Source organism: Streptomyces sp. NPDC059788 (assembly GCF_042732265.1).
GTDB lineage: Bacteria > Actinomycetota > Actinomycetes > Streptomycetales > Streptomycetaceae > Streptomyces.
In genome coordinates, this window is the sequence record NZ_JBHWHY010000073.1 from 22,653 (window position 1) to 36,549 (window position 13,897).

9 protein-coding genes are annotated in these 13,897 nt (G+C 72.7%); 4 read left to right on the plus strand and 5 right to left on the minus strand.

All coding sequences use genetic code 11. The annotated features are described in order from the left end of the window. Positions 1–8 precede the first annotated feature (8 nt). Entirely contained in the window at positions 9–956 is a 948-nt protein-coding gene (locus ACFV57_RS39580; protein ID WP_385243090.1) for a LysR family transcriptional regulator, read from the minus strand. 70 nt (positions 957–1,026) lie between these two features. On the opposite strand from ACFV57_RS39580, the gene ACFV57_RS39585 reads away from it, so the two are divergent. After that, positions 1,027–2,268 (plus strand): TDT family transporter, encoded by a 1,242-nt coding sequence (locus ACFV57_RS39585; RefSeq protein ID WP_385243093.1) that lies wholly within the window; start codon positions 1,027–1,029, stop codon positions 2,266–2,268. Here ACFV57_RS39585 and ACFV57_RS39590 read toward each other — a convergent pair. From ACFV57_RS39590 to ACFV57_RS39600, 3 genes are all read right to left on the minus strand, one after another. Beyond that, the gene (locus tag ACFV57_RS39590; RefSeq protein WP_385243095.1) at positions 2,240–2,983 is read right to left on the minus strand and encodes a helical backbone metal receptor; all 744 of its coding nucleotides are present in this window, start codon (positions 2,981–2,983) and stop codon (positions 2,240–2,242) included. The two genes, ACFV57_RS39585 and ACFV57_RS39590, sit on opposite strands and share 29 nt — an antisense overlap. Before the next feature lie 130 nt (positions 2,984–3,113). After that, positions 3,114–5,711: an ABC transporter permease/substrate binding protein gene (locus tag ACFV57_RS39595; protein ID WP_385243098.1), complete on the minus strand. Its 2,598-nt coding sequence runs from the start codon at positions 5,709–5,711 to the stop codon at positions 3,114–3,116. Further along, positions 5,704–6,957, minus strand: coding sequence for a glycine betaine/L-proline ABC transporter ATP-binding protein (locus tag ACFV57_RS39600; protein ID WP_385243101.1), 1,254 nt, complete (start codon positions 6,955–6,957; stop codon positions 5,704–5,706). The genes ACFV57_RS39595 and ACFV57_RS39600 overlap by 8 nt, the downstream gene beginning before the upstream one ends. Before the next feature lie 293 nt (positions 6,958–7,250). Between ACFV57_RS39600 and ACFV57_RS39605 the strand changes: the two genes are divergently transcribed. The 3 genes from ACFV57_RS39605 to ACFV57_RS39615 are packed head-to-tail and all read left to right on the plus strand — an operon-like array spanning position 7,251 to position 10,034. Then, positions 7,251–8,165: a 5'-3' exonuclease H3TH domain-containing protein gene (locus tag ACFV57_RS39605; RefSeq protein WP_385243117.1), complete on the plus strand. Its 915-nt coding sequence runs from the start codon at positions 7,251–7,253 to the stop codon at positions 8,163–8,165. Positions 8,166–8,213: 48 nt separating this feature from the next. Continuing rightward, the gene (locus ACFV57_RS39610; RefSeq protein ID WP_385243104.1) at positions 8,214–9,071 is read left to right on the plus strand and encodes a siderophore-interacting protein; all 858 of its coding nucleotides are present in this window, start codon (positions 8,214–8,216) and stop codon (positions 9,069–9,071) included. Positions 9,072–9,092: 21 nt separating this feature from the next. Beyond that, positions 9,093–10,034: an ADP-ribosylglycohydrolase family protein gene (locus ACFV57_RS39615; RefSeq protein WP_385243107.1), complete on the plus strand. Its 942-nt coding sequence runs from the start codon at positions 9,093–9,095 to the stop codon at positions 10,032–10,034. A 618-nt stretch (positions 10,035–10,652) separates the two neighbouring features. Here ACFV57_RS39615 and ACFV57_RS39620 read toward each other — a convergent pair. Beyond that, a complete protein-coding gene (locus tag ACFV57_RS39620; RefSeq protein WP_385243110.1) occupies positions 10,653–13,466 on the minus strand; it encodes a DEAD/DEAH box helicase in 2,814 nt (937 codons plus the stop codon). Positions 13,467–13,897 lie beyond the last annotated feature (431 nt).

A 13,897-nucleotide genomic window follows, 5' to 3' on the forward strand; every position in this document is an offset into this window, starting at 1 on the left:
CCACCCGGTCACGGCAGGGCCCGGGTCAGCCCCAGCAGGTGGCGGGCCGGGCCCGCGGGACGTTGCCCGGACGGCCAGACGGCCCGCAGGTCACGGCCGAAGGGCGTACCGCGTACGGGGATCTCGACCAGCCGCCGGGCCGCCAGCTCCTCCCCCACGGCCAGTTCGCTGAGCACCGACGGCCCGGCGCCGCTCACCGCGGCGGCCTTGACCGCCGTCGTGGAGGCCAGTTCCAGCAGCGGCGCCGCGAGCCCGCCGTGTCCGGCCAGTGCCGCGTCCAGGACCTGGCGGGTGCCGGAGCCGTGTTCGCGCAGGATCAGCGGGGTGGCGGCCAGTTCGGCGGCCGTCAGGTCCGTACGGCGCCGGGTCCACGGGTGGGCGGGCGCGGCGACCACCACCAGCCGGTCGTGGCCGATGACCGCGCCGTCCAGCCCGGCGGGCACGTCCAGCCCCTCGACGAAGCCGAGGTCGGCCTCGCCCGCGAGGAGCCGCTCGGCGACGGCGGCGGAGTTCCCGGCCAGCAGGGTGACCGCGGTGTCCGGGCGCTGCGCGCGCAGCGCGATGAGCCAGCCGGGCAGCAGGTATTCGGCGATGGTCATGCTGGCGGCGACCCGCAGCCGTGAGTCCCGGCGCCCCCGCAGCGCCTGCGCGCCCGCGTCGAACGCCTCGGCGGCCTCCACCACCCGCCGCGCCCAGTCCGTGACCAGCGCCCCCGCGTCCGTCAGGCGCGAGCCGCGCGGCGAGCGTTCGACGAGGGCCACGCCCAGCTGCTGTTCCATGGAGCGGATGCGGCTGCTGGCGGCGGGCTGGCTGATGCCCCGCTCGCGCGCGGCCCGCCCGAGGCTGCCGAGCCGGGCGACGGCGAGCAGCAGCTCCAGCGCGCCGAGGTCCGGTACGCGGTGGGAGAGGGGGGTCACGGGCCCCGCCTCGGGTCGCTCTTCGTTCACACCGGCCATAACCCCACCTTATGCCCCCATAGACACGAGGTCCCTGGTGGGCGGGGGTGCGCGCCACGACCCTGGGATCATGGCAACCCTGACGCAGTCCCCCGCGCGCACCGGCCCCCGCACCTCCGCCCGCTCCCCCGCCGGCACACCCCCGGCCCTGCGTCACCTCGGCCCCAACTGGTACGCCGCCGTCATGGGCACCGCCATCGTCGCCAACGCCGGCGCGGTCCTCCCGCTGCGCTCCCCGGGCCTGCGCGGCGCCTACGTCGCGGTCTGGGCGCTCTCCGCCGTCCTGCTGCTGGTCCTGCTGGCCGCCCGTACCGTCCACTGGGTCCGCCACGGCGACCAGGCCCGGCGCCACCTCCTCGACCCGGCGGTGGCGCCGTTCTACGGCTGTCTGGCGATGGCGCTGCTGGCGGTCGGCGGCGGGACGCTCGCCGTGGGCTCCGACGTGCTGGGCGAGCGGGCCGCGGTCGCGGTGGACGGCGTGCTGTGGTGCGCCGGTACGGCGACCGGGCTCGCGGCGGCCGCGGTGGTGCCGTATCTGATGGTGGCCCGGCACCGGATCGAGGCCGGCACCGCCTCACCGGTGTGGATTCTGCCGCTGGTCGCGCCGATGGTCTCCGCCGCACTCGGCCCCGGCCTGGTGCCGCAGCTGCCCGCCGGGCAGTGGCAGGAGGCGATGGTGCTCGCCTGCTACGCGATGTTCGGGATGTCGCTGCTGGCCACGCTGCTGGTGCTGCCGCTGGTGCTGACCCGGCTGATCCATCACGGCCCGCTGCCGCTCGCGCTGACTCCGACGCTGTTCCTCGTCCTGGGTCCGCTGGGCCAGTCCACGACCGCGGTCAACAACCTCGCCGACGCCGCGCCGGGCGCGGTCGGCGCCGGGTACGCGCGGGCGATGAGCGGCTTCGCGCTCCTGTACGGCGTGCCGGTCATGGGCTTCGCGCTGCTGTGGCTGGCGCTGGCGACGGCGCTGGTCGTACGGGCCTTCCGGGCCGGGATGACGTTCTCGATGACCTGGTGGGGGTTCACCTTCCCGGTCGGTACGTGTGTGACGGGCGCGGCGGGCCTGGCGCGGCACACGGGCCTGGCGGCCTTCGGCTGGCTCGCGGTGGGGCTGTTCGCGGTCCTGGTGACGGCCTGGCTGGTGGCCGGGGTCCGTACGGCGCTGGGACTGGCGCGCGGCCGGCTCCTCGCGCCGCCGCCGGCCACCCCGGCTCCGGCCGCTCCCGCTCCGGCGGCCCCGGGCCTGGCCCTGGCCCCGGCTCCGGCTCCCGTTCCGGCCCCGGTCAGCGAGCCGCGTCCAGCGCGGCCCTGAGCACCGCGGGCGCCTGGGCCAGCGACGGCCCGTACCAGGTCAGATGGCGCCCGCTGACCAGCGCGGACGGCAGCCCCGGGAACGCCTCGGGGCCGTCGTCCGCGGTGAAGCGGTACGGCTCGTCCGGCAGCACCACCAGGTCGGCGCCGCGCGCGTTCAGCTCCTCGACCGGGACGCGCGGATACCGGTCGGTGTGGTCCGCGTACAGGTTCACCACGCCCAGCCGGGCGAGCAGGTCGCCCGCGAAGGTGTCCCGGCCCAGCACCATCCACGGCCGCCGCCAGACCGGCACCACAGCCCCGCGCGCATCAGCCGCCCCGGCCCGCAGGTCCCGCCAGGCATCCGCCGCGTCGTCCAGCCAGCCGGGCCGGCGCAGCCCGCAGCCGCGCACCAGCACCCGTTCCAGTTCACGCAGGGCCTGGTCCAGGTCCCGGATCTCGGTGACCAGGACGTCCAGCCCGGCGGCCCGCAGCGCGCCGAGGTCCGGCGCCCGGTTCTCCTCCTCGTTGGCGAGAACGAGGTCGGGCGCGAGGGCGGCGATGCGCGCGGTGTCCGGGTTCTTGGTGCCGCCGACGCGTGTCACGTCCAGCTCGGCGGGATGGCTGCACCAGTCGGTGGCACCGACAAGCAGTTCGGGCGCGGTGGCAGCCACGGCCTCGGTGAGCGAGGGCACGAGAGAGACCACTCGCGGGGCGCTGCGGTGACCGGACGTCATCACCCCACCGTACGCGGGCGGGACGGACCCCACGCCAAAACCCCCCGGCCGTACAGCCCGGCCCGACGCGAAAAGCCCCGCCTCCGGCCGTACGGCCGGAGGCGGGGCTTCGTGGGGTGCGTTCAGCGCCTCACTTCACGGGCGCCATCTTGTCCACGACGCCCGGGTGGGCGTCGATCCACTTCTCGACGCCGTCGTTCTCGTGGCCCTTGCCGGCGTCCTGGATGTCCTTCTCCAGGCTGCCCAGCTCGTCGGGGGTCATCTTCCAGTTCTTCAGCCAGCCGTTGAACTCCGGGAACTTCTCCGGGAAGCTCTTGTGGCCCAGCGACTTGATCTGGTTGTTGTCGCCCCAGGTGTGCTTGGGGTCGGCGAGCTTGGTCAGGTCGTACTTGCTGTACGCCCAGTGCGGCGACCAGAGCACGACCGCGATCGGCTCCTTCTTGGCGTAGGCGCGGTCCAGCTCGGCCAGCATGGAGCTGGTGCCGGCCTCGGTGACCTGGAAGTCCTGGAGGCCGTACGCGGGCGCGACGGTGCTCTTCAGGCGCTTCATCTCGCCGGTGCCCGGCTCGATGCCGATGATCTTGCCCTTGAACTCGTCCTGGTGCTCGCGCAGGTCGTCCAGCGTCTTGACGCCCTTGACGTAGGACGGCACCGCGATCTCCAGCGACGTCTTGTCGTACCAGGCACCGATGTCGACGAGATCGTCCTTGTACTGGTCCCAGTACTGCTTCTGCGCGACCGGCAGCCAGCCGTCGAACTCGACGTCGATCTGCCCGCTGGACAGGCCGGTCCACATCGGGCCGACGTCCAGGTTGCGGATGGTGGGCTTGTAGCCGCGCTTCTCCAGGACGTTCTTCCACAGGTACGTGGTGGCGATGCCCTCGTCCCAGGCCGGGTAGCCGATGTTCGGCGTCGCGCCGGCGTCCTTGCCCTTGGCGTACGAGACGTTCGCCGACGGGGCGAACTTGTCGACCAGGCCCGGGTTCTTCTTCAGCCAGGTGCGCACGCCGTCCTGCTCGTGGCCCTCGCCGGCGCTCTTGACGTCGTTCTCCAGGCTGGTGAGCTGCTTCTCGTCCAGGTGGAAGTTCTTCATCCACTTGGCGACCTGCGGCTCGTCCTGGGCGAAGCCCTTGCGGCCGAGCAGGTGCAGGCTGTCACCGGAGCCGAAGGAGCCCTTGGTGTCCTTGAGCTTGGTCAGGCCGTACTTGTCGTACGCCCAGTGCGGCGACCACAGCGTGACGGCGATCGGCTTCTTCGCGGCGTACGCGCGGTCCAGCTCGGTGAGCATGGAGGCGGTGCTGGACTCGGCGACCTTGTACTCGCCCTCCAGACCGTAGTCCTTGAGGACCTTGTTCTTGAGGATCTTCATCTCGCCGGCGCCCGGCTCGATGCCGGTGATCTTGCCGCCGAACTCGCCGGCCCGGCCCTTGAGGTCGTCGAGGGTCTTGACGTCCTTCATGTACGACGGGACCGCGATCTCCAGCGAGGTCTTGTCGTACCAGGCGCCGAGGTCCTCCAGCTTGTCCTTGTACTTCTTGTAGTACTCGGCGTGCGTGGTGGGCAGCCAGGCGTTGGTCTGCACGTCGATGTCGCCGCGGGCCTGCCCGGTGAACAGCGCGCCGGCCTCCAGCGCCTGCGCCTTCGGCTTGAAGCCGCGCTGTTCGAGGATCTCCTTCCACAGGTACGTGGTGGCCTTGCCCTCGTCCCAGTTGACGTACCCGAGGGTGATCGGGCGGCCGCCGCCGTCGGACTTCGCGCCGTCCTTGCCGAAGACGTTCAGACCGCCCGCGACCAGCGCGAGGACGACCACGCCGACCATCGCGACGGAGGTGCCGGGCTTCCAGTACAGGAACTTCATGCCGCCCAGCGCGGCCTGCGCCTTGGCCAGCGCGCGGCGGCCCAGCGGCGAGACCCGCTCGTTGAGGGCGCCGGTCATCCGGTCCAGGTACATGGCGAGGATGACGACGGCGAGACCGGCCTCGAAGCCGAGGGCGACGTTCACGGAGCTGACCGCGTTGTAGACCGAGGAGCCCAGGCCCTCGGCGCCGACCATGCCGGCGATGACGACCATGGACAGCGCCAGCATGATGACCTGGTTGATACCGGCCATGATCGTGGGCAGCGCCAGCGGCAGCTGCACCCGGAAGAGGGTGCGGCGCGGGTGCGTACCGAACGCCTCGGCCGCCTCGACCAGTTCGCCGTCGACCTGGCGGATGCCCAGCTCGGTCATGCGCACGGCGGGCGGCATGGAGAAGATGATGGTCGCCACCATGCCGGGCATCACGCCGATGCCGAAGAAGAGGATGCCGGGGATCAGGTAGACCATCGCGGGCATCGTCTGCATCAGGTCCAGGACCGGGCGCAGGGCGCCGCCGACGGCGCGGTTGCGGGCCGCCCAGATGCCCAGCGGCACCGCGACGACGATGGTGATGATGCAGGCCACGAGCACCAGCGACAGGGACTGCATGGTGGCGTCCCACTGCTCGATCGAGTCGATCAGCGCGAAGCCCGCGAAGGTGGCGACCGCGGCCGGCAGACCGCGCAGCCACCAGGCGAGCACCGCGAAGATGCCCATCAGCAGGAACGGCTGCGGGGCGGAGAGGACCGCCTCGATGCCGTTGTACATGGCCGTCAGGACGTCGGAGACGAAGTCGAAGAGCCACGTGAGGTGGTTGCGCAGCCATTCGACGCAGGTGTTGGCCCAGGAGCCGACATCGATCCTAGGCACCGGCAGTCACCTTGCCCTCGGGCTTGCCGCCCGTCTTGCCCGCGGGTTTTCCGTCGGGCCGCGCGGCGGACCCGGCGTCCGCCGTGCCCGCGTCCTCGTCCTTGGCCGCGGGGGCCCCGGCCTTTTCGGCCTGCCCGTCCTGCTTCGCCGGAGCGTCCTGCTTCGCCGGCTCGTCCGGCTGGCCGTTCTCGCTGAGCACGGCCAGCAGCCGCTGCACCGGCACCGCGCCGGCCAGTTCGCCGTCCGTGCCGGTCACGGCGACCGGCACGTCCCCGGCCGAGCACGGGCCGAACAGCTCCGCGACCGGCGTGTCCAGGTGGACCTTGGCGGGCGTGGCGGCGAGGAAGTCCTCGGCCGTACGGATCTCCCCGCCGTCCGTCGACGTGGACCCCAGTACCTGGTCCACGTCGACCATGATGGCCCCGGCGGTCAGCACGCGGGAGCGGTCGACGTCCTGGATGAAGGACGCGACGTAGTCGTTGGCCGGGGTGAGGAGGATGTCCTCGGCGCTGCCGATCTGCACGATGCGGCCGTCGCGCATCACCGCGATCCGGTCGCCGAGGCGCATGGCCTCGTTCAGATCGTGGGTGATGAAGACGATGGTCTTCTTCAGCGTCTTCTGGAGCTCCAGGAGCTGATCCTGCATGTCGCGGCGGATCAGCGGGTCCAGGGCGCTGAAGGACTCGTCCATCAGCAGCAGGTCGGCGTCGGTGGCCAGCGCGCGGGCCAGGCCCACCCGCTGCTGCATTCCGCCGGACAGCTCGTCGGGCCAGGACTTCTCCCAGCCCTCCAGGCCCGCGAGGTGCAGCGCCTCGGTGGCGCGCTTCTCGCGCTCCGCACGGGGTACGCCCTGCACCTCCAGCCCGTACGCCGCGTTCTCCAGCACACTGCGGTGCGGGAAGAGCGCGAAGTGCTGGAAGACCATGGAGATCTTCTCGGAGCGGACCTTGCGCAGTTCCTTGTCGCTGATCGACGTCAGGTCCTGACCGTCGAAGCGGACACTGCCGGCGGTCGGCTCCAGCAGCCCGTTGAGGGTCCGCAACAGCGTGGACTTGCCCGATCCGGACAGACCCATGACGACGAAAATCTGGCCCTCGTCCACGGAGAACGACGCGTCGATCACCGCGGCGGTCGTGCCGTCGGCCCGCAGCTCCTCACGGCTCGCACCGTCTTCGAGCCGTCGTACCGCGTCCTCGGGTCGTCTCCCGAACACTTTGTACACGTGCTCGGCTTGCAGCCTGGCCACATACACCTCTCGAATTGACTGTGTACGACCCGCCTCCCCCGTCGGCAGGTCGTGGCGCGGTACGGGTCGGGCCCGCCATTAACCGGTGGAAATGTTGAATATCCACCGGCTCCGCTCCGGCGGCGCGCCTGCCCCCGTTCAAAAGTGACAAACACATAAGTGACCCACTTCACAACGCGCCCGTGCCGGCCGCCGCACAGCCGCCCCGCGCCCGCCCCGCGCCCGCTCCGGGGCACGCCACCGGGGCGCGGCGCCGGAGGTACGGCATCATTCGGGGTGTGACCCGACGCCTGATGCTCCTCGACACCGCCTCCCTGTACTTCCGGGCCTACTTCGGCGTACCGGAATCGGTCCGGGCCCCGGACGGCACCCCGGTCAACGCGGTGCGCGGGCTGCTGGACTTCATCGCCCGGCTCACCCAGGACCACCAGCCGGACGACCTGGTGGCCTGCATGGACTTCGACTGGCGCCCGCAGTGGCGGGTCGACCTCATCCCCTCGTACAAGGCGCACCGGGTCGCCGCAAAGGCCCCGGCCGGCTCCCCGGAACCGGACGCGGAGGAGATTCCGGACACCCTGTCCCCGCAGGTCCCGGTGATCGAGGAGGTGCTCGACGCGATCGGCATCGCCCGGGTCGGCGCCGCGGGGTACGAGGCGGACGACATCATCGGCACCCTCACCGCCCGCGCCACCGGGCCGGTGGACATCGTCACCGGCGACCGGGACCTGTTCCAGCTGGCCGACGACGGGCGCGGCATCCGCGTCCTGTATCCGCTCAAGGGCGTCGGCACCCTCCAGATGACCGACGAGGCCCTGCTGCGCGAGAAGTACGGCGTGGACGGCCGGGGGTACGCGGACCTGGCGCTGCTGCGCGGCGACCCCAGCGACGGCCTGCCGGGCGTGCCGGGCATCGGCGAGAAGACCGCCGCCAAACTTCTGGCCACGTACGGCGACCTGGCGGGGATCATGGCCGCGGCCGACGACCCGGCGTCCGGGCTGACCCCCTCGCAGCGCAAGCGGCTGACCGAGGCGCGCGCGTATGTCGAGGTCGCGCCGGAGGTCGTACGGGTCGCCGCCGACGTGTCGCTGCCGGACTTCGACGCAGCCCTGCCCGGCGAGCCGGCCGACCCGGAACGCCTGGAGGCCCTGGCCGAGCGGTGGGGGTTGGGCGGCTCTTTGCAGAGGCTTCTCGCGACGCTACGCCCTTGAACTGTTAGGTTAGGTATACCTAACAAGACCGTGGCAGGGGAGATCGTCGTGGCAGCAGAGCGTCCGGCCCGCAAGAAGCCCAAGCTCATTCACGCACAGGTGCTGCGCACCGAGCAGCTCACGCCGCACATGGTGCGGGTGGTGCTGGGCGGTGACGGCCTGGCGGAGTTCTCGGCGGGTGAGTACACCGATCATTACGTCAAGCTGGTCTTCCCGATTCCCGGCGTGGCCTACCCGCAGCCGCTGGACATCGCCGAGATCCGCGCCGCCTTCCCGCGCCACCAGTGGCCCAAGACGCGTACGTACACGGTGCGCGCCTGGGACCCGGACGCCCGGGAGCTGGCCGTCGACTTCGTGGTGCACGGCGACTCCGGCCTCGCGGGGCCGTGGGCGGCGCAGGCCCGTCCGGGTGACGAGGCGCTCCTCCTCGGCCCCGGCGGCGCGTACGCCCCCGACGCCGACGCCGACTGGCATCTGCTCGCCGGTGACGAGAGCGCCCTGCCGGCCATCGCCGCCTCCCTGGCCCGGATGCCCGAGGACGTGCCCGTGCGGGCCTTCATCGAGGTCGCCGGCCCCGAGGAGGAGCAGAAGCTCCAAGCCCCGGCGGGCGCCGAGATCACCTGGCTGCACCGCGGCGCGGCGCCGGTCGGCGAGCGGCTGGTCGAGGCCGTCCGCGCGCTGGACTTCCCGGCGGGCCGGGTCCAGGCGTTCGTGCACGGCGAGGCCGGATTCGTGAAGGAGCTGCGCAAACTGCTGCGCGTCGAGCGGGAGGTGCCGCGCGAGGACCTGTCGATCTCCGGCTACTGGCGCAACGGGCACGACGAGGACGGCTGGCAGGCCTCCAAGCAACTGTGGAACCAGCAGGTCGAGGCCGAGCAGGAGTCGCCCCTGCCCACCGCTTCCTGAGCCGCGTCCAGGGGGACCAGGGTGGAACGCGTACAGCGGGCGGTCGGTGCCGTGCTCGGCTCGGCCGCCGGGGACGCGCTCGGCGCGCCCTACGAATTCGGCGCGCCCGGCGCGTACACGGAACGCCTCCCCGACGGCCGGGGAGAGATGTGCGCAGGCGGCGGCCGGTACCCCGGCGAAGCCACCGCCGACACGCAGCTGGCGGTGCTGACCGCCGAATCGCTGCTGGAACGCGGCGGACTCGACCTCCCCGGCGTCTTCCACCGCTTCCGGCGCCTGGCCGCGGCCGGGCCGAAGGACATCGGTCCGCGGGCCGCGGCCGTGCTCGGCAGCGGCGCCCCCTGGGATCTGGCCGCCGCCCGGCACTTCCAGGTCAACGGGCGCGCCGCGGGCAACGGCTCGCTGCTGCGCGCCACGCCCGCCGCGGTGTACTTCGCCGCCGCGGGGCGCGCCGCGACCATGGAGGCCGCGCGGCGGCTGTCCGCGCTGACGCACGGGGACCCGGCGGCCGGGGAAGGCACGGCGCTGTTCCACGAGCTGATCCGCGCCGCCCTGGACGGCGGCGACCCGCTCGACGCGCTGCCGGACGCGCTCGCCCACGTCCTCCCCGGCCACCACGCGCGTTACGCCGCCGTCCTCGCGCCCGACTGGCACCCGGACCTGGCCACCGAGTTCAACGGGACGGTGTGGCCCTGCCTCGGGTCGGCCGTCTGGGCGCTGCGCACCACCTCCTCGTACGAGGACGCGGTGCGGGCCGCGATCGGCCTCGGCGGGGACACCGACACCGTCGCGGCGGTCACCGGAGGCCTCGCCGGGGCGGTGTACGGCGCCGACGCGATCCCCGAGCGCTGGACGCGGGACTTGCACGTGCCGCTGCCGGGGTTCGGCGACCGGGTGGTGTGGGTAGATGAACTGCGGGCGCTGGCCGAGAAGTTGGTGTGCTCCGCGATGGGGCCGTGCTGAATGCTTCGGCCGGGGCGGACGGTCCGCGCGGGCCGGACGCTCCGCGTCGGCCGAGCGGTCCGCTCCGCCTGAGCGCCCCGCGCCGCTGACGCGGGCCCGCCACGCCGGGGCGCGTCAGCCGGACAGGCTCGACACGCTGTCACCGCGCGCAGCGGACGGCTCTCCCCCACCGCGCCGCGCTCACGGCTCCCGCGTTTTTGCGCAGGCGTGGCCGGGACCTTTCGGATACTGCCGTGTCGGCGCGTCTCCTCGCGGTGTGGCGCTCCCCGGCCCGCGCAGCCTGGGTTTCCCAGGGCGGGACGAGGCCGCGGGCATCACGTGCCTGCCGGACGTCCGCGCCCCCGGCAGCGCTTCGCCGCGCCGGCGCTGCGGAACCCCGGGATACGTACGGCGTGTCGGACGGGCGCGCAGACAGCGGACGACACGCCGTACGAGACGGGCGCGGCGAGGCGCCAGCGGGCGGACACGTCCTGGGCGGGAGAGTGGACGCGTCCCCGGTGCGGGCGGACACGTCCCGGGTGCGAGTGCGGACGCGGCGCGGTGCGGGCGGACGCGCTCGGCCCGTGCCGCACGGCCTTGCGCGCCCCCCGGCTCCCGGGCCAGAGCTTGCTGCCCGTCTCACCCCACCGACGAGTAAGCCACCACGCCCCGCAGCACCGCGTCCACGGCCTTCCGCGCGTTGCGCGAGACCTCCGGCGGTGCCGCGGCCGCGATCTGGCCCAGGATGTCGATCAGCTGCTTGCACCAGCGCACGAAGTCACCGGCGGGCATCTCCGCCTCGCGCAGCACCTCGTCCAGGCCGAACCCGCAGGCCCAGCGGTACGCGGCCCAGGCGAAGCCGAGGTCCGGCTCGCGCTGGCCGACGCCCTCCGCCTGGTTGATCTTGTGGTCCTCCTCCAGGGCGTCCAGCCGGCCCCAGATCCGCACCATCTCGGCGAGCGCGTCCCGCGCCTTGCCCGACGGCAGCTTCGGCGCCACCGCGTCGTCCGCCTGGCGCGCCTCGTAGACCAGCGCCGAGGCGCAGGCGGCCAGTTCGGCGGGGCCCAGCCCGTTCCAGACGCCGGCCCGCAGGCACTCGCTGGCCAGCAGGTCCAGTTCGCCGTAGAGCCGCGCCAGGCGCCGGCCCTCGTCCGTGACCGTGTCGCCTTCCAGATAGTCGAGTTCGGTCAGCAGGCCGCAGATCCGGTCGAAGGTGCGCGCGATCGTGTTCGTACGGCCTTCGATACGGCGCTCCAACTGCCGGGTGTCGCGCAGCAGCCGGTGGTACCGCTCGGCCCAGCGGGCGTGGTCCTCGCGCTCGTCGCAGCCGTGGCAGGGATGCGCGCGCAACTCCGTACGCAGCCGGGCGATCTCCCGGTCGTCGGCCGCCGCCGCCCGCTGCTTGCGGTGCCGCTCCGGGGCGATGTGCCCGGCCTTCGTACGCAGCGCGGACGCCAGGTCGCGGCGCGACTGCGGGCTGCGCGCGTTGAACGACTTCGGGATGCGCATCCGGTCCAGCGCCGCCACCGGCACCGGGAAGTCCATCGACGCCAGCCGCTTGACCTGCCGCTCGGCGGTCAGCACCAGCGGGCGGGGCCCGTCGTGCGCGTCGTAGCCGCGGTGGCCGTTGGTCCGGCCCGACGGCATCCCCGGGTCCAGCACCAGCGCCAGCCCCGCGTACTTGCCGGTCGGCACGTGGATCACGTCGCCCGGCCGGAGCTTCTCCAGCGCCGTGGCGGCCGCGGCCCGGCGCTGCGCCGCACCCTGCTTGGCCAGCTCCGTCTCCCGGTCCTTCAGCTCGCGGCGCAGCCTCGAATACTCCTCGAAGTCGCCGAGGTGGCAGGTCATGGACTGCTTGTAGCCGTCCAGGCCCTCCTCGTTCTTCTGCACCTGCCGCGAGATCCCGACGACCGACTTGTCCGCCTGGAACTGCGCGAAGGACATCTCCAGCAGCTCCCGCGAGCGGTGCCGCCCGAACTGCGAGACCAGGTTGACCGCCATGTTGTACGACGGCTTGAAGGAGGAGCGCAGCGGATACGTACGCGTACCGGCCAGGCCCGCCAGGGCGCCCGGGTCCATACCGCGCTGCCACAGCACCACCGCATGGCCCTCGACATCGATACCGCGGCGCCCGGCACGGCCGGTGAGCTGCGTGTACTCGCCGGGGGTGATGTCGGCGTGCTGCTCGCCGTTCCACTTCACCAGCTTTTCCAGCACGACCGAACGCGCGGGCATGTTGATGCCGAGCGCCAGCGTCTCCGTCGCGAAGACCGCCTTGACCAGGCCCTTGAGGAACAGCTCCTCGACGACCTCCTTGAACGTCGGCAGCATGCCGGCGTGGTGCGCGGCGATGCCCCGCTCCAGGCCCTCCAGCCATTCGTAGTAGCCGAGGACGTGCAGGTCCTCGTCGGGGATGCCGGCCGTACGCTCCTCGACGATGGCGCGGACCTTCGCCCGCCCCTCCTGGTCGTTCAGACGCAGCCCGGAGTACAGGCACTGCTGCACGGCCGACTCGCAGCCGGCCCGGCTGAAGATGAACGTGATCGCGGGCAGCAGGCCCTCGTTGTCCAGCCGGTCGATCACCTCGGCGCGGCCGGGCGTCCAGATCCGGCTGCGCTGGCGCCGCTCGCGCTCGCGGTCCGCCTCCCGCTGGTTGCGGCCGCGGCGCTTGTCCCGGCCGAACGTCGGGCGGCTGTTCTCCATGCGGGCCAGCCGCTCCAGGTCCGGGTTGACCTCACGGCGGCCCGCGCCGGCCCGGCCCTCGCGCTCCTCGAAGAGGTCGTACATCCGGCGGCCGGCGAGCACGTGCTGCCACAGCGGCACCGGGCGGTGCTCGGAGACGATCACTTCCGTGTCGCCGCGGACCGTGTCCAGCCAGGCGCCGAACTCCTCCGCGTTGGAGACCGTCGCGGACAGCGAGACCAGGGTGACGGACTCGGGCAGGTGAATGATCACCTCTTCCCAGACGGCGCCCCGGAAGCGGTCGGACAGGTAGTGCACCTCGTCCATGACCACGTACCCGAGCCCGGTCAGCGACTGCGAGCCCGCGTACAGCATGTTCCGCAGCACCTCGGTGGTCATCACGACCACCGGCGCCTCGGAGTTGACGCTGTTGTCACCGGTCAGCAGGCCGACGCGGTCCGCGCCGTAGCGCCGCACCAGGTCCTGGTACTTCTGGTTGGACAGCGCCTTGATCGGCGTCGTGTAGAAGCATTTACGGCCCTGCTCCAGGGCCAGGTGGACGGCGAACTCGCCCACGATCGTCTTGCCGGATCCGGTCGGGGCCGCGACCAGCACTCCCTTTCCGGCCTCCAGGGCCTGGCACGCCTCGATCTGGAACGGGTCCAGCGCGAAGTCGTACATCTCACGGAAAGGTGCGAGTGCGGTGGCCTGCTCCGCCGCCCGCAACTTGGCGGCGGCGTAGCGCTCAGCAGGGGACATGTCCTCGGTCATCGTGCTTACGAGCCTACCGGCCACCTCTGACAACGAGCCGATCATTATGGACGCCCTTTACCGCCCACCCCCCAAAACCCCACTCCCCACCCCGGCCCCCCACGCTTCCCGCCACCCCCTTCCGGGTAACCCCTGGCTGGGGGGATGCGCGCGTTCGATTCGCCCCGTAGGGGCGCGGGGCGGAGGGGGTGGAGGAGGTGCGCGGGGTGGAGGTGGTGGAGGGGGTGCGCGGGGCGGAGGGGTCCGCACGAGGCGGTGGGGTCGCACGGGGCGGCGCGGGGCGGAGGGACCATGCGGGGCGGTGCGAGGCGGAGGGACCACGCGGGGCGGGTGCGGGGCGGAGGGACCACGCGGGGCGGTGCGAGGCGGAGGGACCACGCGGGGCGGTGCGAGGCGGAGAGGGACCATGCGGGGCGGGTGCAAGACGGAGG